The 19,057-nt window shown below is 70.1% G+C and carries 15 protein-coding genes; 7 read left to right on the top strand and 8 right to left on the bottom strand.

What is annotated here, in order from left to right:
- Nucleotides 1-9 precede the first annotated feature (9 nt).
- Complete coding sequence (locus RIF65_RS08565; RefSeq protein WP_309065107.1) at nt 10-708, bottom strand: GntR family transcriptional regulator; 699 nt, start codon at nt 706-708, stop codon at nt 10-12.
- Nucleotides 709-743: 35 nt separating this feature from the next.
- Nucleotides 744-1,733 (bottom strand): carbamate kinase, encoded by a 990-nt coding sequence (locus RIF65_RS08560; RefSeq protein ID WP_309065106.1) that lies wholly within the window; start codon nt 1,731-1,733, stop codon nt 744-746.
- Between the two features lie 146 nt (nt 1,734-1,879).
- Here RIF65_RS08560 and RIF65_RS08555 point away from each other — a divergent pair, with 146 nt between their 5' ends.
- From RIF65_RS08555 to RIF65_RS08535, 5 genes are read left to right on the top strand one after another with little or no spacing between them, the layout of a single operon-like run.
- Complete coding sequence (locus RIF65_RS08555; protein WP_309065105.1) at nt 1,880-2,779, top strand: DUF2877 domain-containing protein; 900 nt, start codon at nt 1,880-1,882, stop codon at nt 2,777-2,779.
- Between the two features lie 14 nt (nt 2,780-2,793).
- On the top strand, nt 2,794-3,423 hold the full coding sequence (locus RIF65_RS08550; protein WP_309065104.1) for an ankyrin repeat domain-containing protein: 630 nt from the start codon (nt 2,794-2,796) through the stop codon (nt 3,421-3,423).
- A 26-nt stretch (nt 3,424-3,449) separates the two neighbouring features.
- Nucleotides 3,450-4,997, top strand: a complete 1,548-nt coding sequence (gene fdrA, locus RIF65_RS08545; protein ID WP_309065103.1) for an acyl-CoA synthetase FdrA — start codon at nt 3,450-3,452, stop codon at nt 4,995-4,997.
- Nucleotides 4,997-6,421, top strand: a complete 1,425-nt coding sequence (locus RIF65_RS08540) for a DUF1116 domain-containing protein (RefSeq protein WP_309065102.1) — start codon at nt 4,997-4,999, stop codon at nt 6,419-6,421. Before fdrA ends, RIF65_RS08540 begins: the two co-directional genes overlap by 1 nt.
- Nucleotides 6,418-8,019, top strand: coding sequence for a hypothetical protein (locus tag RIF65_RS08535; RefSeq protein WP_309065101.1), 1,602 nt, complete (start codon nt 6,418-6,420; stop codon nt 8,017-8,019). Before RIF65_RS08540 ends, RIF65_RS08535 begins: the two co-directional genes overlap by 4 nt.
- 58 nt (nt 8,020-8,077) lie before the next feature.
- Here RIF65_RS08535 and secA read toward each other — a convergent pair whose 3' ends face one another.
- Nucleotides 8,078-10,873, bottom strand: a complete 2,796-nt coding sequence (gene secA, locus RIF65_RS08530) for a preprotein translocase subunit SecA (protein WP_309065100.1) — start codon at nt 10,871-10,873, stop codon at nt 8,078-8,080.
- Between the two features lie 193 nt (nt 10,874-11,066).
- Here secA and RIF65_RS08525 point away from each other — a divergent pair, with 193 nt between their 5' ends.
- Both RIF65_RS08525 and RIF65_RS08520 read left to right on the top strand, forming a co-directional pair.
- A complete protein-coding gene (locus RIF65_RS08525) occupies nt 11,067-11,699 on the top strand; it encodes a PadR family transcriptional regulator (RefSeq protein WP_309065099.1) in 633 nt (210 codons plus the stop codon).
- A gap of 92 nt (nt 11,700-11,791) precedes the next feature.
- Nucleotides 11,792-13,111 carry a hypothetical protein gene (locus tag RIF65_RS08520; protein WP_309065098.1) on the top strand — a complete coding sequence of 440 codons (1,320 nt, stop codon included), beginning with the start codon at nt 11,792-11,794 and terminating at the stop codon, nt 13,109-13,111.
- Nucleotides 13,112-13,171: 60 nt separating this feature from the next.
- On the opposite strand, the gene hpf is transcribed toward RIF65_RS08520, so the two are convergent.
- The 5 genes from hpf to mtrA form a co-directional block, all read right to left on the bottom strand.
- Nucleotides 13,172-13,837 carry a ribosome hibernation-promoting factor, HPF/YfiA family gene (gene hpf, locus RIF65_RS08515; RefSeq protein WP_309065097.1) on the bottom strand — a complete coding sequence of 222 codons (666 nt, stop codon included), beginning with the start codon at nt 13,835-13,837 and terminating at the stop codon, nt 13,172-13,174.
- Nucleotides 13,838-13,935: 98 nt separating this feature from the next.
- Entirely contained in the window at nt 13,936-14,592 is a 657-nt protein-coding gene (locus RIF65_RS08510; RefSeq protein WP_309065096.1) for a ComF family protein, read from the bottom strand.
- A gap of 209 nt (nt 14,593-14,801) precedes the next feature.
- Nucleotides 14,802-16,538: an LpqB family beta-propeller domain-containing protein gene (locus RIF65_RS08505; RefSeq protein WP_309065095.1), complete on the bottom strand. Its 1,737-nt coding sequence runs from the start codon at nt 16,536-16,538 to the stop codon at nt 14,802-14,804.
- A complete protein-coding gene (gene mtrB, locus RIF65_RS08500; RefSeq protein WP_309065094.1) occupies nt 16,535-18,235 on the bottom strand; it encodes an MtrAB system histidine kinase MtrB in 1,701 nt (566 codons plus the stop codon). The genes RIF65_RS08505 and mtrB overlap by 4 nt, the downstream gene beginning before the upstream one ends.
- A gap of 9 nt (nt 18,236-18,244) precedes the next feature.
- On the bottom strand, nt 18,245-18,925 hold the full coding sequence (mtrA, locus tag RIF65_RS08495; RefSeq protein WP_309065093.1) for an MtrAB system response regulator MtrA: 681 nt from the start codon (nt 18,923-18,925) through the stop codon (nt 18,245-18,247).
- Between the last annotated feature and the right edge of the window lie 132 nt (nt 18,926-19,057).

The raw sequence follows: 19,057 nt of genomic DNA, 5'->3' as shown, positions 1-19,057 counted from the left end.
CCCTGAAGATTACCGCCCGATGCTCGCGTCTTCGCGCGGAGTCACCACCGGCAGCGCGCCGGTGCGCAGCGCTTCCGCGTGCGCGGCCCGCTGCTGCCGACTGCTGTCGACGTGCGCGTAGGCGAGAGCGGCCGCCCGGTCTCCGTCACGATCACGGATCGCCTCGAACAGCGCCACGTGCTCCTCGGCGATGTGCTGCAGGTCGTCGTGCTGGGACAGCGCCCAGCGCAGGCGGCTGCGGATCGTGTTCATCAGTTCCCGCAGCAGCCCGTTCTCGGCGAGCTCCACGACGATCTCGTGGAAGTCGGCCGCGGCGCGCCTGGAGCCGATGCTGTTCGCCGACCGGGCGCTCTCGCGCTCGTTCTCCAGCACGGTCCGCAGCCGCTCGAGGCCGTCGCGACGGTGACGCTCCGCAGCCAGGCGGAACGCCATCGGTTCCAGCACCTGCCGCACCTCGTCCAGGTCGGCGAGATCGGCGGGCGTGAACTCGCGCACCACCGCCCAGGTGCGGGGGCGCAGCTCGATCAGCCCCTCCCCCTCCAGCAGCTTCAGGGCGTCACGCACCGGCACACGGCTCACGCCGTACTCCGCCGCCAGGTCGCGCTCGATCAGCCGGCTGCCCGGTTCGCGGGTGCCGTCCAGGATCGCGTCGCGCAACGCCGATGCGACCCTGGTCGATTCCAGCCCGCGGTCCTCTGATCTGCTCACAGGCTCATTCTCGCACTGCGCTCCGGCGCCGCCGGTCAGCCCTTCCCGGCCGGAACCGGCTTGTCGGCGGGAGCCGGCTTCTCGGCGGGCACGGATTCCACCCAGATGACGCCCTCGGCGAGCTCCGGCACGATCTCCGTGCCCACACGCCGGGCGAGCAGGTCGTCCAGACGGTCGAGGGGACCGATCAGCGCGCGTCCGCCGGCGCGCGCCACGCGGATCGCCGCGTCGATCTTCGGCTGCATCGAGCCCTCCGCGAACTTCATCGCGGCGACGGCGTCGGCGGAGGCGGTGTGGATGTCACGCTGCTCGGGAGTGCCCCAGTTCTCACTGACGTAGTCTCCGTCGGTCAGCATGATCAGTGTGTCGGCCTGGATGTCGGCGGCGAGCGCGGCGCTCGCGAGGTCCTTGTCCACCACGGCCTGCACGCCGATGTGGCGCCCCTTGGAGTCCTCGCGCACCGGCACGCCCCCGCCGCCGACGCACACCGCCAGGCTGCCGTCCTCGAGCAGCCTCCGGATGAGCGGCGCCTGGACGATGGAGATCGGGTTCGGCGAGGGCACCACCCGGCGGAACGCCTGGCCGTCCTTCGCGATCGTCCAGCGGTACTCGGCCGCCGCCTCGGCAGCGTCGTGGGCGGAGTACTGGGGTCCGATCAGCTTGGTCGGACGGTCGAACGCCGGGTCGGACTCGTCGACGACGGTAGTGGTGATGACCGCCGCGACCTCGCGCTCGCCTCCGAGCGCGTTGGAGAGCTCCTGCTGCACGACGTAGCCGATCATGCCCTGCGTCTCGGCGCCGAGGATGTCGAGCGGGTAGGCCGCCACGTCCTGATAGGCCAGGTTCTGCAGTGCGAGCAGACCCACCTGCGGACCGTTACCGTGGGTGATGACCATCTCGTTGTCACGGGCGAGCTTCGCCAGCGCCTCGCAGGTGGACTTGACGTTCGCCCGCAGGTATTCGGCGGTCATCGGCTCGCCCCGGCGTGCGAGGGCGTTGCCTCCGAGTGCCACTACGACGCGCATGTGTTCTCCTTGTTCGGGTCGGAAGATCTGGTGTACCAGATGAAGGAATGGTATTCCATTACGACAGATGGTATACCTGATCCTGAAAAGTCACAGCCATTCGTGCCGCTCGACCCGTGGCGGCCCGGATGCACGGAGAGAAGACGATGACCCCCGTCGCAACCCCGGTCGCCGTACGCGCGACCAGCTGGGATGCTGCGCTTGAGGAGACGCTCTCACGCGCGGCGCGTCCCGCGTCCCCCGGCGTCCCCGGTCCGCACGTCCACTCCGTGCACGCGCGAGTCCTCAACGTCCGCATCGGCGCCGACCTGGTCGCCGTGATCGACGATTCGCTGGACGATGCGCCCGCCAGCATCCGCGTCCCCTTCCCGCGTGACGTGAGCGCCTCCCCCGCCGACCCGGTCCTCGTCCGACCGGGCGGCCTCGTGCTCCGGAACTGCCTGATCGACGTCACGAGCGCAACGGCCTGGCACCCGGAGCCGGCCGATCTCTCCGCGCTGTCCCGCGCCGACATCGCCCGCGCGCTGCGGCTGCTCCCGGCATCCGCGCCCCAGCCGGTGACGCCGTTCGGCCGCGCCAGCGCCGCGCTGCTGCGCGGACGGGCGGAGACCTTCCAACGCACGCTTCTGCGCGGCGACGACCGGACGGTGAGCACCGCCGCGCACGCGCTGATCGGGCTCGGCGAGGGACTGACGCCGGCCGGCGACGACATCCTCACCGGGGCGACGTTCCTCGCGGCCCAGCCGGGGATGCGGCTCGGCGCGCGCCTCGACACGCTTCGTGCCGCGATCGCCGGTGCCGGGCAGCGCACCACGCTCCTCAGCGCGGTGACGCTGAACCACGCGCTGCACGGGCGCTCACGGCAGCGCATGCACGACCTCGCTCACGCGCTCAGCCGCCGCGACACCCCCGCCGCCGGCGCGGCGATCGCACGCGTCCGCGAGATCGGGCACACCTCCGGGGAGGACCTGCTCACCGGCATCCGCCTCGCTCTGACGGTCGAGCACGCGCTGCGCCCGTCGCCCCACGACCCCGTCCACGAATGAACAAGGAGAACGACATGACCGACGCCCTGACCCGAGTGCAGGAGACCGGCGCGACCGCCGACGAGCGGTACTTGGAGGCGGCAGCGGCCGGCGATCTGGACGGCGTGCGCGCCGCCCTGGCCGACGGCGCGGACAAGAACGCCGTCGACCGCGAGGAGGCCACCGCGATCCTCCGCGCCGCACGCGGAGGGCACCTGGACGTGGTGCGGGCGCTCATCGCGGAGGGCGTGGACATCGACGCGCAGGATCAGACCTGCTTCAACCCGTTCATCCACGGCTGCATCTTCAACGACTTCGAGCTGGTGAAGACCATGGTGGAGGCCGGCGCGGACCTGAAGCGGCTCACCCGTTTCGGCGGCAACGGCCTCACGCCGGCCGCGGAGAAGGGCCACCTCGAGATCGTGCGCTACCTGCTCGAGAACACCAACATCAACGTCAACCTGACGAACACGCTGGGCTGGACGGCGCTCATCGAGGCGATCATCCTCGGGGACGGCGGCCCGGTCCGCCAGCAGACCGTGGAGCTGCTGCTGCAGCACGGCGCCAAGCCCGGCATGACCGACGAGTGGGGCGTCCCCCCGATCGAGCTCGCCCGCAAGCGGGGCTTCGACGAGATCGTCGCCATCATCGAGCGCTACCTCTGACCCCCACCCGGCCCGAAAGGACACTGATGACACGGCACATCGACATCAGGAAGAACACCTACCTCGATTCCGTCTCGCTCATGTCGATGAGCACCAAGGCGAACGGGATCGAGGGCGTCTCCCAGGCGTTCATCGCCATGGCGACCCCGATGAACAAGGAGGTGCTGGCGAACCTCGACATCGTCGACCCCGCGATCGAGGAGGCTCGCCCCAGCGACCTCATGATCGTCGTCGACGTGGAAGACGCCCGCCTGGACGACGCCATCGCCGGGATCGAGGACATCCTCGCCCGCAAGAGCGCGGGGCCGGCCGGAGCCGCGAGTGTGCGATACCGCACCCTGGACGGCGCGTTCTCCGAAGCGCCGGACAGCAACCTCGTGCTCATCTCGGTGAACGGGGCGTTCGCGGCACGGGAGGCGCGCAAGGCGTTGAACGCCGGCAAGCACGTGATGATCTTCTCCGACAACGTCCCGGTCGAGGACGAGGTGTCGCTGAAGCGGCTCGCCCACGAGAAGGGCCTGCTCGTGATGGGCCCCGACTGCGGAACCGCGATCATCAACGGCACCGGCCTGGCGTTCGCCAACGCGGTGCGCCGCGGCACGATCGGCATCGTCGGGGCCTCCGGCACCGGCAGCCAGGAGCTGTCGGTGCGCATCCACGACTTCGGCGGCGGCATCTCGCAGCTCATCGGCACCGGCGGCCGCGACCTGTCCACCGAGGTCGGTGGCATCTCAATGATCGACGGCATCCGCGCCCTGGACGCCGACCCCGGCACCGAGGTCATCGTCGTCGTCTCGAAGCCCCCGGCCGAGGAGGTCGCCGACAAGGTGCTGGCGGTCGCGGGATCCGCGTCGAAGCCGGTCATCGTGACCTTCCTGGGCTCCGACCGCACCGAGTCCGGGTACGACAACGTCAAGCTGGTCTCCGGCACCAAGCCGGCCGCTCTCGCGGCCGTGCTCGCCACCGGCGTGGACGAGTCCACGCTCGACCTGCACCCGCTCAACCTGCCGCTCATCGCCGAGGTCCGGGCCAAGCTCGCCCCGGAGCAGAAGTACGTCCGCGGCCTGTTCTGCGGTGGCACGCTGTGCGACGAGGCGATGTTCGCGGCGCTCGCCAAGTACGACAACGTGTACTCGAACATCCAGAAGGACGCCGCCTACCTGCTGAAGGCGACCGACCCCTCCCGGGAGCACACCTACCTGGACATGGGCGACGACGACTTCACCGATGGCCGACCGCACCCCATGATCGACCCGTCGCTGCGCCTGCAGCGCCTGGTCGAGGAGGCGGACGACCCCGAAGTCGGCGTCATCGCGATGGACTTCATCGTCGGGTACGGCTCCCACGAGGACCCGGTCGGCGTGACCGTCCCCGCCATCGAGGAGGCCAAGGCCAAGGCCGCCGCCCGCGGCCAGCACCTCGAGATCCTCGGCTACGTGCTCGGCACGGACCTGGACACGCCGTCGGTGGCCGAGCAGATCGCCAAGCTCGAGGCCGCCGGCGTGACTATCGCCTCCTCCTCCACCAACCTGGGGCTGCTCGCCCGGGAATTCGTCGCGAAGGGTGACAACTGATGAGCGTCAACGACCTGTTCACGTCCGACCTGCGGCCGGTGAACCTCGGCCTGGACATGTTCGCCGAGGACCTGCAGGCGCAGGGCGTCTCGCCCGTCCTGATGGACTGGGCACCGCCCGGCGGCGGCGACCCAGAGGTGATCGCGGCACTCAGCCGCCTCGAGGACCCCGAGATCGCCGCGAAGATCGACGCCGCCAACCAGGTCGCGCTGGAGCGCATCCTGACCGCGCAGCCGTTCCTGGAGGGCTTCGGTCAGGCGATCGACACCGTGCCGGGCATGACCAGGACCACCATCCTGCACGCCGGCCCGCCGATCGAGTTCCCCCGGATGTCCGGCCCCATGAAGGGCGCCGTCACCGGCGCGCTGGTGTTCGAGGGCCTCGCCAAGGACCTCGAGGAGGCGTTCGAGCTGGCATCGTCGGGTGAGATCACCTTCTCGCCGTGCCACGAGCACCAGTCCGTCGGCTCCATGGCCGGTGTCACCAGCGCCAGCATGTGGGTGCACAAAGTCACCAACCGTACCCACGGCAACACCGCCTACACGAACCTGTCGGAGCAGCTGTCGAAGATCCTCCGGTTCGGCGCGAACGACCAGTCGGTCATCGACCGTCTGAACTGGATGCGGGACGTGTTCGGCCCGATCCTGTCGGCCGCGATGGCGCTGAACACAGACGGCATCGACCTGCGGCTGATGCTGTCGCAGGCCCTGCACATGGGTGACGAGGCGCACAACCGCAACGTCGCCGGCACCACGCTGCTGATCCAGGCGCTCGCGCCGTACATCCTCGAGACCGACTTCTCCACCAAGGAGAAGCGCGAGGTGTTCGACTTCGTCGCCTCCTCGGACTACTTCTCCGGCCCCACCTGGATGGTCACCGCGAAGGCGGCGCTGGACGCCGCGAACGGCATCGAGAACTCCACCGTGGTCACCACCATGGCGCGTAACGGCGTCGAGTTCGGCATCCGGGTATCAGGGACCGGCGGCCAGTGGTTCACGGGCCCCGCCCAGCAGGTCGTCGGTCCGATGTTCGCCGGGTACACCCCGGCCGACTCCGGGCTCGACATGGGCGACTCGGCGATCACCGAGACCTTCGGCATCGGCGGCTTCGCGATGGCGGCGGCACCCGCCATCGTCGCGCTGGTCGGCGGCACGGTGGACGAGGCGATGGGCTACTCCCGGACGATGAACGCGATCACCACCGGCAACAACCCGAACATCACCATCCCGGCGCTGGACTTCATGGGCGTTCCGACCGGCATCGACGTGCGGAAGGTCATGGAGACCGGCATCCTGCCCGTCATCAACACGGCGATCGCGCACAAGGATCCCGGCATCGGCATGATCGGCGCTGGCATCACCTACCCGCCCGTCGAGGCATTCCAGAAGGCGCTGCGCGCCCTCGCGGACGCGGTGAAGGCATGACCGCCGTCGCGCCCACCGCCACGGGCACCCAGCTGAAGTGGTGGAAGAAGGGTGACATCGCGGCGTTCTTCGCGCTGTTCACCAACAACCTGACCAACATCATCACCTTCACGGCGCTGCTCACGATGGCGGGCCTGCCGTCCGAGATCGTGGTGGGGCGCATCGCCCCGGCGTTCGGCCTGGCGATCCTGATCACCTCGTCGATGTACGTGTGGTTCGCGCGGCGACTGGCAGCCAAGGAGGGCCGCGGCGATGTCGTGGCGCTTCCGTCCGGCCCGAGCGCCCCGTCGATCTTCACTGTTACGTTCCTGGTGATCCTGCCGGTGTACTCCACCACGCAGGATGCCGAGCTGGCCGTCGGCGTCGGTCTGGTCTGGGGCTTCCTCGAGGGCATGATGCTGTTCGTCGGATCGTTCTTCGGCGACGTGCTGCGGCGCACCGTGCCGCGTTCGGTCCTGCTGGCGTGCCTCGCCGGCCTCGGCCTGCTGCTGCTCGCGATGAACCCGATGCTGCAGAGCTTCCAGTTCCCCGTCGTCGCGTTCATCGTGCTGGTGCTGGTGTTCATGAACTGGTTCGGTCGCGTGCCGTTCCTGGGGAAGGTCCCGACGGGCCTGCTGCTTCTCATCGTCGGCAGCGCGGCCGCCTGGCTGTTCGGGCTGCAGAGCCCCGAAGCGGTGCAGACGGCTCTGGCGAACGCGGGCTTCAACCCGCCGCAGGTCTCTGTGGGCAGCTTCCTCGAGGGTCTCGGGCACTCGGCGCCCTACCTGGCATCCGCAGTGCCGCTGGCCCTGGCGAACTACGTGTTCGACCTGGAGAACATCGAGGCCGCAGAGGCCGCCGGCGACTCGTACCGGGCGCGCCCGGTGATGCTCGTGAACGGCTCCGCCACCATGATCGGCGCCCTCATGGGCAACCCGTACCCGGTCACCGTGTACATCGGTCACACCGCGTACAAGGAGATGGGTGCGGGCATCGGCTACACCATGCTGAACGGCATCACGATGTTCCTGATGGGACTGTTCGGCCTCAGCGCGGTGATGCTGTCGATCGTGCCGCTGGCCGCGATCGCGCCGATCCTCATCTACATCGGTGTCGTCACGGCCGGTCAGGCGGTGCGGGAGACGCCGAAGGTGGAGATGCCTGTGGTGTTCATCGCGCTGTTCCCGTGGATCGCCAGCTGGGCGAACAGCCTGGTGAACAACGTGCTGAAGTCGGTCGGCACCAACGCCGGTGAGGTGGGCGCGCAGACCCTGAACGCGGCGGGGACGTACTACACCGGGATCAGCCACCTCGGCAACGGCGCCCCGTTGTCGTCGCTGCTGTGGGGCATGATCGCGGTGTTCGCCATCCGCAACAGGGCCGTCAGCGGCGCGGTGGTGGGTGTGATCGCCGCCGTGGTGTCGTTCTTCGGCGTCATCCACGCCCCGGTCCCCCGGCTCGCCGATCTCAGCCAGGGTCTCGGCGACTCCCAGGTGATGTTCGCGGTCGCCTACCTGATGGTGGCCGCGCTGTTCCTGGCGAAGTGGTTCCAGGACCGGGTCACCCGGGACAGGGCGGTGTTCTCCGCATCGGACGAGATCACCGTCGCCTCGCTCTGACCGCAACGTGAAGAAGGCCGGATCCTCTCGGGGGTCCGGCCTTCTTCACGTCGTGCGGTTACTTCTTCTTGCGCTCCTGCGCGCGGCGCTGCTGGCGGTTGCCGCCCTGCGCCTCGCCACCGGCATCCGTCCGCTGGCCGAAGGCACCTCGGGCGCCCTCCTCCGCTGCGGGAGTCTGTGCCGCGGATGCCGCCTGGCGCAGGCGAGCGGTAGCCGCCTGCTGCACCTGACCGCGCTCGTTGCGCACCTCCACGTCGCCGGCGTCGTTGGGCGCGGAGTACTCCAGCTTCTGCTCGGGCTGCGCATCCGCGAGACCCTTGGCCTCCACCTGCGCCTGGTCCGACCCGGCACGGCGCACCTCGACCTCGAGGTTGTACAGGTAGCCGACCGACTCCTCCTTGATCTGGCCCATCATCGACTGGAACATCGCGTAGCCCTCGCGCTGGTACTCGATCAGCGGGTCGCGCTGCGCCATCGCGCGCAGGCCGATGCCATCCTTCAGGTAGTCCATCTCGTACAGGTGGTCGCGCCAGCGACGGTCCAGCACCTGCAGCACCACTCGTCGCTCGAGCTCACGGGTGGCCGCCTCGCCGAGCGCCTCCTCGCGGCGCTCGTACGCGATCAGCGCGTCGGACAGCAGCTCGCGCTTGAGCGCCTCGGCGGTGATGCCGCCCTTGCGGTCGCCGGCCTCGGCGACGACCTCGTCGATCGTGACGCCGACCGGGTACAGGGTCTTCAGCTCCGCCCACAGCGCGTCGAAGTCCCAGCTGTCGGCGTGCCCCTCTGCGGTGTGGTCGTCGACGATGCCGCCGATCGCGTCCTCGATGAAGTGACGCACCCGGTCGGCGATGTCGTCGCCGTGCAGGATGTGACGGCGGTCGGCGTAGATCGCCTCGCGCTGCCGGTTGAGAACGTCGTCGTACTTCAGCACGTTCTTGCGCATCTCGGCGTTGCGCGCCTCGACCTGCGCCTGCGCGCTGCGGATCGCCCTGCTGACCAGGGTGGACTCGATCGGCACGTCGTCCGGGAAGTTGGTGCGCGCGAGAATGGCCTCCGCGGCGCCGGACTGGAACAGCCGCATGAGGTCGTCGGTGAGGCTCAGGTAGAAGCGGCTCTCACCGGGGTCACCCTGACGACCGGAACGCCCCCGGAGCTGGTTGTCGATGCGGCGCGACTCGTGCCGCTCGGTGCCGAGCACGTAGAGACCGCCGGCCTCGATGACCTTCTCGGCCTCCTCGGCGACCTGCTTCTTCATGGCCTCGTAGGTCTCGTCCCACGCGACCTCGTACTCCTCGGGGGTCTCCTCCGGGTCCAGGCCCTTCGCCTTGAGTTCCTGCACCGCGAGGAACTCCGCGTTGCCGCCGAGCATGATGTCGGTTCCACGACCGGCCATGTTGGTGGCGACGGTCACCGCGCCGAGCTTTCCGGCGCGGGCGACGATCTCGGCCTCGCGCGCGTGGTTCTTGGCGTTCAGGACCTCGTGCTTGATGCCCTTCTTGGCGAGCAGCCGCGACAGGTACTCGCTCTTCTCGACGCTGACGGTGCCGACCAGCACGGGCTGGCCCTTCGCATGCCGCTCGGCGATGTCCTCGACCACCTGCGTGAACTTTGCCTGCTCGTTCTTGTAGACCAGGTCGGGCTGGTCCTTGCGGATCATCGGCCGGTTGGTGGGGATGGGCACCACGCCGAGCTTGTAGGTCGACATGAACTCGGCGGCCTCGGTCTCGGCCGTACCGGTCATGCCGGCGAGCTTCTCGTACAGGCGGAAGTAGTTCTGCAGCGTGACGGTCGCGAGGGTCTGATTCTCCGCCTTGACGGGCACGCCCTCCTTCGCCTCGATCGCCTGGTGGATGCCCTCGTTGTAGCGCCGGCCGACCAGGATGCGTCCGGTGTGCTCGTCGACGATCATCACCTCGTCGTTCATGACGACGTAGTCGGTGTCGCGCTTGAACAGCGCGAGAGCCTTGATCGAGTTGTTGAGGAACGAGATCAGCGGGGTGTTCGCCGACTCGTACAGGTTGTCGATGCCGAGGTAGTCCTCGACCTTCTCGATACCCGGCTCCAGCACGCCGACGGTGCGCTTCTTCTCGTCGACCTCGTAGTCGACTCCGGGTTCGAGCGTGCGCGCGATCTTCGCGAACTCGGTGAACCAGCGGTTCGCCTCGCCGGACGACGGGCCCGAGATGATCAGCGGCGTGCGTGCCTCGTCGATGAGGATCGAGTCCACCTCGTCGACGATCGCGAAGAAGTGCTCGCGCTGGACGAGATCCTCCTTGCGCCACGCCATGTTGTCGCGCAGGTAATCGAACCCGAACTCGTTGTTCGTGCCGTAGGTGATGTCGGCGGCGTACTGGGCACGGCGCACCTCGGGGTTCTGCCCCGACACGATCGTGCCGGTCGTCATGCCGAGTGCGCGGTAGACGCGGCCCATCAGTTCGGACTGGTACGAGGCGAGGAAGTCGTTCACGGTGATGACGTGCACGCCCTTGCCGGCGATCGCGTTCAGGTATGCCGGGAACGTGGCGACGAGCGTCTTGCCCTCACCGGTCTTCATCTCGGCGATGTTGCCGAAGTGCAGCGCGGCACCACCCATGATCTGCACGTCGTAGGCGCGCATGCCGAGGGTGCGCCTGGCCGCCTCGCGGACGGCCGCGAACGCCTCCGGCATCAGCTGGTCGAGGGTCTCGCCCTTGTCGAAGCGGGCGCGCAGCTCGGCGGTCTCGTTGCGGAGATCCTCGTCGGTGAGCTTCTCGAAGTCCTCTTCCAGCGCGTTCACGGCCTTCACGACCTGCCTGAGGCGGCGGAGGATGCGTCCTTCGCCCGCGCGCAGCAGCTTCTCGAGAGGATTCGCCACGGATGTCTCCCTTGTGTGGGTCTCGCCCGCCGTTGAGTCGGGCCGGGCATACCGTGCCATGTTACCGGCCCGTGACCTCGGCATGCCCTGAACCGCGCGCCGCCCTGGCGCGAAACCGCACGGCCCGCCGCGAGGCGAGCGGGACACGTCCTATGCTGGGAAATCAATTACCCGGAAACCCGCAGGAGCTCCCATGTCCGTACGCCAGACGATCCTGGCGATCCTCGATCAGGGTGCCTGCTACGGGTACCAGCTGCGCGCCGAGTTCGACCGGCGCACCGGATCGGTGTGGCCCCTGAACGTGGGTCAGATCTACAACACTCTGGAGCGCCTGGAACGCGACGGTCTTGTCGCCAGAGGCGAACCCGACGCCCAGGGTCACGTGTACTGGCGCATCACCGACGCCGGATCCGGAGAGGTGGCGCGTTGGCTGAGTCTCCCCGTCGAACGAGAGCGCGGTACGCGCGACGAGCTCGCGATCAAGTTGGCGGTCGCCGCGACGCTCCCCGGTGTCGACGCGGCGGAGGCGATCCGCACACAGCGTGCGGCCTCGCTACGACGGCTGGAATCGCTGCGCGCCGCCCGACCCGGACGCCCCGACGGCGCGGATCCGGATCGCGAGGACGCGACCGCCGAGGAGTTCGCGCGGTCTGTGGTCGTCGACTCGATGATCTTCGCCGCTGAGGCGGAACTGCGCTGGCTGGATCACATCGAGCACCGTCTGTTGCGGCACCCACGGCACGCCATGGGCCTCGCCCTCACTGCCGAGCGGCCGAAGCGGGGACGGCCCGCGAAGCGGGTCGCCGCCGGGGTCGCCACCGTCTGAGGCTCGGGGCGGGTGCCCGCGCCCGCTGGGCGTTCGCCGAAGGCGCACCCGACCTCAGGCGCGCCGGACGGCGACGACCGTAGGATCGTCCCATGGCCGGATTCTGGGGCAGACGCAAACGTGATCAAGAGGAGCTCGCGGCGCAGGACGCCGACCTCGCCCGACGCGCAGAGCAGGCGCTCGTCGGGGCGGACGAGCGCATCCGCACCACCACGGACGAACTGGCCTTCGCCCAGGCGGAACTGGGCGAGTCGCTCACCGCGGATCTGAAGGCGGCCCTCGACGCGGTTCGCACGCACCTGCGGGAGGCGTTCCAACTGCACCAGCTGAACCACGACGAGATCCCGGACACCGTCGAGGAGCTGCGCACCCGCAACGCGCGCATCGTGCAGCTGTGCGAGTGGGCCGAGAACCTGCTGGACGAGAAGACCGGCGAGCTCGCCGAGACCGTGGCCAAGGTGCGCCGCGCTCCGGAGATCATCGCCCAGGTCCGGCGGGACGCCGAGTCCCTCGCCGGCCGCATCCCGCACGCCCGCACCACCATCGAGCGGCTGTCCAGCCGCTACGCCGACTCGGCGATGCACCGCATCGCGTCGTCTGCCGACGAAGCCGAACAGCTCATCGCGTTCGCCACGCACAGCGCCGACGTGTCCGAGCGCCGCCGCGCCGCCCGGCGGAACGAGGAGGCCAACCTGGCGCTGGAGACCGCGACCGAGGCGGTGCGGCGGGCCGAGGCGCTGATCGACGCGGTCGAGGACTTCGAGATCCAGGCGCTGCGCGCCGAGTCCACGCTGGCCGATGTGGTGGCCGACTCCCGCGGCGACGTCGTCGCCGCCCGCGCCGTGCCGCAGACGCCGGAGGTCACGGCCGCCCTCGCCGAGCTGGAGTCCGCGCTGGCGGAGCTGGCGCCTCCCGGCACCCCGAACGATCCGTTCGCCGAACTCACCCGGCTGCGCACCGCGAACAGCGCGCTCGATCAGGCGGTCGCCAAGGCACGCTACCGCGCCGAGCATCCGCTCCCCTCGATCGCGCAGGTGCAGCACGCCCTCGATGACGCGGACCGTCAGCTCGGAGTCGCCCGCGGACTGATCGCCGGCCACCGTGGGTGGATCGGCGCCGACGCCCGCACCCGGCTCGCCGAGGCCGAGCGACTGCGCGTGGACGTGCCCGCGCTGCTGCCCGCCGAGGACACCCGCGAGGACGCGCTGCACGCCGCGCGGCGCGTCGCGCAGCTGGCATCCGAGGCGCTGCAGCTCGCCCAGCGCGACATCGACTCCTCCCGACCGCGCGACCCGGGCTGGGGCGGCGACGGCTGGGGCGGCGGCCGGCGCGGACCTGGCGGCGGCGACATCGTCTCCGGTGTGCTCGGCGGCCTCGTGATCGGCAGCCTGCTGGACGGGTTCTTCGACTGACCCGCCCGCTCCGGACATGGAAGAGGCGCCCTCCCCGCGGGGAAGGGCGCCTCTTCGCGTTCAGGATGCCAGAGCCTCGTCCTCCTCGTCGGGCGGCGCCTGCGTGGTGAGGGAGATCACACCGTAGTCCCATCCCTTGCGGCGGTACACGACGCTCGGGTGGTCGGTGCGCGCATCGACGAACAGGAAGAAGTCGTGTCCGACCAGCTCCATGCGGTCGACGGCCTCTTCGACGGTCATCCACTCCGGCTCGAAGGTCTTGGTGCGGATGACGACCGGCGAGTACTGCTCCTCTTCCTCCTGCTGGACAGGGATGGCGCCGGTCGCGACGGCTTGCAGCACGTCCACGGACGCCGGCTGCACGTCGATGCCGGCCAGCGATCCGCTGCCCTTCTCGAAGTGCGCGCCCCGGGGATGGTGCCGTCCGTCGATCCTCTTCTCCTTCGCACGGCGCAGCTGCTCGGCGAGCTTGTCGAGGGCGAGATCCAGCGCGGTGAACTTGTCCGCGTCGACGGCCTCCGCACGCACGACCGGGCCCTTGCCGAGGAGCGTGAGCTCCACGGTCTCGTCCGGCACGCGGCCGTTGCGGTAGGCGCGGTGGGTGACCTTGACCTCGAGTCGGAGGGCGCGCGGCGCGAGCGTCTGGATGCGCGCCACCTTCTCCTCGACAACCGAGCGGAACCGGTCGGAGATGCTCACTCCGACGCCGACGATGCTCGTTTCCATCACTGCCTCCTTGTCCCGGTCCTCCCGGCCAAGGGCGGACCGTGGTCGCCTTGTGATGCCCTACCGTAGTCGCCGGATGCCCCGATGTCACTACCCGTTCAGCCCGTGTTTCCCGAGTGTCTCCTGCGCGGCGTCGCAGCGAGCGCCAAAGCGCCGACCGGGCGCATCCCGGCGGCGCGCAACGCGCGTGCCGCCTCGTCCAACGTGGCGCCCGTGGTGACCACGTCGTCGACGATCAGGACCTCCCCCACGCCGGTCGCGCCGCCCGTCGCCCGCATGCTTCCTGCCACGTTGCTCGCCCGTTCCTCCCGGCCCAGCGCCCGCTGATCGGCCGTGCCGCGGGCGGGGGCGAGCAGCCGCCTCGGGGTCAGTCCCGCGCGCCGCGCGAGCACCTCGGGAACCCGGTAGCCGCGACGGCGGAAGGCGGAGCCGGTGGTGGGCACCGGGACAATGGTTCGTCCCGCAGCGCCCGCCTCGCGGCTCGCCTGCGCGAGCGCCTCGCCCAGCGGATGCGCCAGCAGCGTGGCGCCCTCCTCCTTCAGTCGCCGGATGCAGCGCGCTGCGACGCCCTCGTACGACAGCGCCGCGACAACGGGCAGACCGCCGGGTGTGGTCGACCGCAGGTTCACCGGGGCGAGGCGCAGCAGGCATCCGTCGCACAGCAGCGTGCCCGGCCGGTCGCAGCCGGGGCAGGCGGCGGCCAGCAGGAACGCCAGGATCTCCCGCCCGATGACGGCGGCGGAGTCGGAGAGCATCCCCCGAGGATGCCGGATGCGGCGTTCCCGGTCGGGCCGTCGGCCCGGCCGCTGTGCACAACCCGCTGCAGCATCCGCTCTGTGCAGGAACAACCCCCCTCGCGAGACTTATCTTTCTGCGTGAGACATGACATCTACGGCCCTGTCTCATGCCGAAAGATAAGTCTCGTCCGCGGGGCCGCGAGCGGGGCCGCGAGCCGGGGCGCGGGTCAGTAGCCGGCGCGGGTGGCGAGGACGCGCACGCCGGTGAGCCACTCCTGCCAGGACGATCCGCGCTGGGCGTACAGCACACCGTCCGATCCGAGGACCCGCACCCCGTCGGCCGAGCGGGCGCCGTTGATGGCGAGCGCTCCGTCCGGAGCCGTGATCGCCGTAGCCGGGCCGCCCACGATGTGCGTGGTCAGGAGCGGATCGGTGGCGGCGGACAGCACGAGGAGCGCATCCACTCCCTGCCAGGCCAGGCCCTGCACCGTGCCGGCGATCCTGGCGACGTCCCGCACCTCGCCCAGCTGGCTGGGCACCCCGTCCTCACCGCGGATGACGGCGGCGACGACCAGTCGGCGCTGACCGCCCTCGGAGAGCACCGCGGCGACTCTGGCGCCGTCCGACGACACCCGCAGGTGGCTGATCGATCCGGCATCCGGCCATGCCTGCGCCACCCGGTTCGCCTCCACCTCCCGGTTCCAGGCGCTGAGCTCGGACGGCCGGTCGCGCGGCACCGACCAGGTGAACCCGAACAGGTCGACGGACGGCGCGACCAGCCCGGCGCGCTCGTCGAGCACCACCGTGTCACCGTCGCTGACCGCGAGCACTCTGCCGTCGGTCAACTGCACGGCCGCCATGCCGCCGTCGGCGGCGACGTCGATTGCCGCGATCGGCTCGGTGATCTTCGCGATCTGCGCGGTGATGCCGGACAGCGGCGACACCTCGACCCCTCGGGTGCTGCCGAAGGTGTCGTCGGTGAGCACCAGGACCCCGCTGTCGGCCGGCGGGTCGAGCGCGACCCGGTTGGCCTCGAGGGTCGTGCCGTCGACGGTGAACCTGACCTCGGAGACACCGAGTCCGGCGAGGCTGGCCTCCAGCTGGGTGCGCATCCGTGCCAGCGCCTGCCCGGAGGCCGACAGCGCCGCGCGGGTGAGCGCCACCTCCGCGACCTGCGAGGAGTCCACCGGCACCGCGTCGCGCGCCAGCGCGACGTCGCCGACGAACGCGCTGCGGACGGCCGGAGCGAGCCACGGGCTCGGCTCACCGGCCACCAGAGCCCGAGTGATGACCGTCGCCATGGAGCCGCGTCTGGCGTCGGCGGCCGTCGGCCACGCCGCCGGGAACCACCGCACGTCCGGCACGAGGTGGGTCCAGCTCTGATCGAAGTACTGCAGGGCGTGCTTCTTGTACGCCCGACTGAAGCTGTCGGCATCGAGCACGATGCCGTCCTGGGCTTCGGAGATCCGCCACTCGCCGCCCTTCTCACGCACCAGGCGGAACGCCGTCCTGGCAGTGCCGGTCGCCTCGCTGTAGGCGCCGGTGCCGTCCAGCTCGGCGACCTGATCCAGCTGCACGCGCACCGCGGCGGCGGTCGCGTCCTCCGCCTCCTCGCTCTCCTCGTCGACGTCGGCATCGATCACCCGCGACGAGACGGTGCTGTCGATCGTCACACCGGCCTGCGGCTTCCAGTCGTCCCGCAGATCCTCGGTGAGGAACTCGCGGGCGGTGGCCCAGTCGTCGGCGGGGGTGATGGCCGCCAACAGGAAGCCGGACACGATCTCGCGCGGGTTCGCCCCCGGCATCGGCCCTGAGGCGAGCTGGGCGAAGTCGGGCACGTCGCCATCGTCGCCAAGGGCGAGGCCGACGTTCACGGGTCCGGAGGTGGGCAGCCCGGCGCAGGCGACCAGCGACAGCGCGGTCGCGGCCACGAGCACGGCCCTGAGTGCGCGAGAGAGTCTCATGCGTCGTCCTCCTCTCCGGATGCCGTCCGCGCGGCGTCCACATCCGGCGGCACGCGGATCGGCTCGGTGACGCCCGCGATCCCGCCGATGCCGCCCAGGGTGTCCTGCGGTTCGAGTGGCACCGGCCCGGCGCCGTCGACACCGTCGGGAGTGCGCGGAATGGTGAGCACGAAGTGCGACCCGGCCCCCAGCTCCGACCACACCTCGAGCGTTCCGCCGTGCAGCCGGGCGTCGCCGAGCGCGATCGACAAGCCCAGCCCGGTTCCGCCGATGGTCCGGCGTCGCGAGGGGTCGGCGCGCCAGAACCGGTCGAACACCCGCTCCGCCTCTTCCGGGCGCATGCCCATCCCGAAGTCGCGCACGCCCACGGCCACGGCGTGCTGGTTGCTGTCCACCGTGATGACGATCGGATGCCCTTCGCCGTGCTCGATCGCGTTGCCGATCAGGTTGCGCAGCACCCGGCGCACCCGCCGCGGGTCCATGTCCACTGGTGAGTACCCGCCGGGGGCGACGAAGCGCAGCTCGGTGTCGTGCGTGGCGGCCAGCGGCCGCAGCTGCTCGACCACCTCCTCGGCCAACTGGGCGAGGCTGGTCGCCTCCACCTCGAGCTGCACGGAGCCGGCGTCGTACCGGCTGATCTCCAGCAGGTCGGCGAGCAGGGTCTCGAAGCGCTGCACCTGGGTGTGCAGCAGCTCGGCGGTGCGGGCGGTGGTCGGGTCGAACCCGTCCCGCTGATCGTTGATCATCTCTGCGGCGAGCCGGATGGTGGTCAGCGGGGTGCGCAACTCGTGAGACACGTCGGACACGAACCGCTGCTGCACCAGGGACAGCTCCGCCAGCTCCTTGATCTGCGCCTCGATGCTGTCGGCCATGGCGTTGAACGAGCGCCCCAGCGTGGCCAGCTCGTCCTCACCTCGTACCGGCAGCCGCACCTCCAGGTCTCCCGCGGCGAGGCGAGCGCTGGTCTCCGCCGCCTCGATGATCGGCGACGACACCGAGCGCAGCACCAGCCAGGAGATCACGGCGACGATCGCGACCAGCGCGATGCCCGCAAGCCACAGGGTGCGCTGGACGAACAGCAGCGTCTCCTCCGCATCGGACAGGTCGTAGGCGATGTACACCTCGTACACCCCCACGTCGGGCACCAGCAGCTGCTGTCCGACCACGATGCCCGGCGCGTCCCGGCCGTCGGGCTGCGGCAGGGAGATGGACTGCCAGGCCTGCCGGTCGCTCATGCTCTGCACGCGCGCCCGCAACCCGCTGCTGAGCTGCTCGGCGGTGAGCTGGTTGGCGAAGCCCGGAGGGGCGAACCCGGCGTCGTACAGCTCGGCGGGGAATCCGGCGATCATCCGGGAGGATGCACCCCGGCCGAGCTCCTCCTGCACCGAGCGCCACAGCGTGAGCATGGCGGTGCGGTCGTCGCCGACATCGGCGGAGTCCAGCACCCGCTGCGCCTGCGAGACCGTCCCCTTGGCGTTGCCCAGCGCCTCGTCCTTGCGGGACTCGAACAGGTCGCTGCGGATCACCAGCGCCATGGTCACGCACGTGATGAGAATGGCGAGCGAGGTCAGCAGCAGCGTGATCGCGATGGTGCGGAACCGCATGGACCGCGTCCAGACGGCGGCGAGGGTGTCGGGCCACCGCCGTGGCTCCCGCCACAGCGCCCTCGGCACCGCGGCGGCGTTCGTGGCGATCATCGCGGGCTCCTAGCCGGCGCTCCCGGCACGGTAGCCGACGCCGCGGACGGTCATCACGATGCGCGGGTTGTCGGGGTCGAGCTCGACCTTCGCCCGCAGTCGCTGCACGTGCACGTTCACCAGACGGGTGTCCGCCTTGTAGTGGTAGCCCCACACCTGTTCGAGCAGCATCTCGCGGGAGAACACCTGCTGCGGCTTGGACGCCAGTGCCACCAGCAGCTGGAACTCCAGCGGGGTCAGCGCGATCGGCGTGGTGCCGCGACGCACCTCGTGCGCGTCGACGTCGATGGTGAGGTCCCCGACCCTGAGCACCTCCGTGCCGGTCTGCGGCGCCGGACGCAGGCGCGTGCGGATCCGGGCGACCAGCTCCTTGGGGTTGAACGGCTTGACGATGTAGTCGTCGGCGCCCACTTCCAGGCCGCGCACCACGTCGGCCGTGTCGCTGCGGGCCGTGAGCATGATGATCGGCACGCCCGACTCGGCACGGATGCGGGTGCAGATCTCGATCCCGTCCATGCCGGGGAGCATGAGGTCGAGCAGCACCAGATCGGGACGGGAGGAACGCCACTCCTCCACCGCCTGGGCGCCGTCGGCGCAGAACAGCGCCTCGAACCCCTCGGTGCGCAACACGATGCCGATCATCTCGGCCAGAGCCGTGTCGTCGTCGACCACGAGGATCCGTGAGGTCATCTTCAGCCCAGCCCCATCTTTCGTTCCGCAGCGACCGGCGAGACCCAGCCCGATCGCAACTCGTTTCAGCCTACTTGAGAAATCGCCCGCAGCCAGGGAAGCAGGACCGGTCGGCGCCGTGACGTCGATGTG

It is taken from the genome of Microbacterium sp. (assembly GCF_031180975.1).
GTDB lineage: Bacteria > Actinomycetota > Actinomycetes > Actinomycetales > Microbacteriaceae > Microbacterium.
This window is presented reverse-complemented; position numbering and strand designations above follow the sequence as displayed.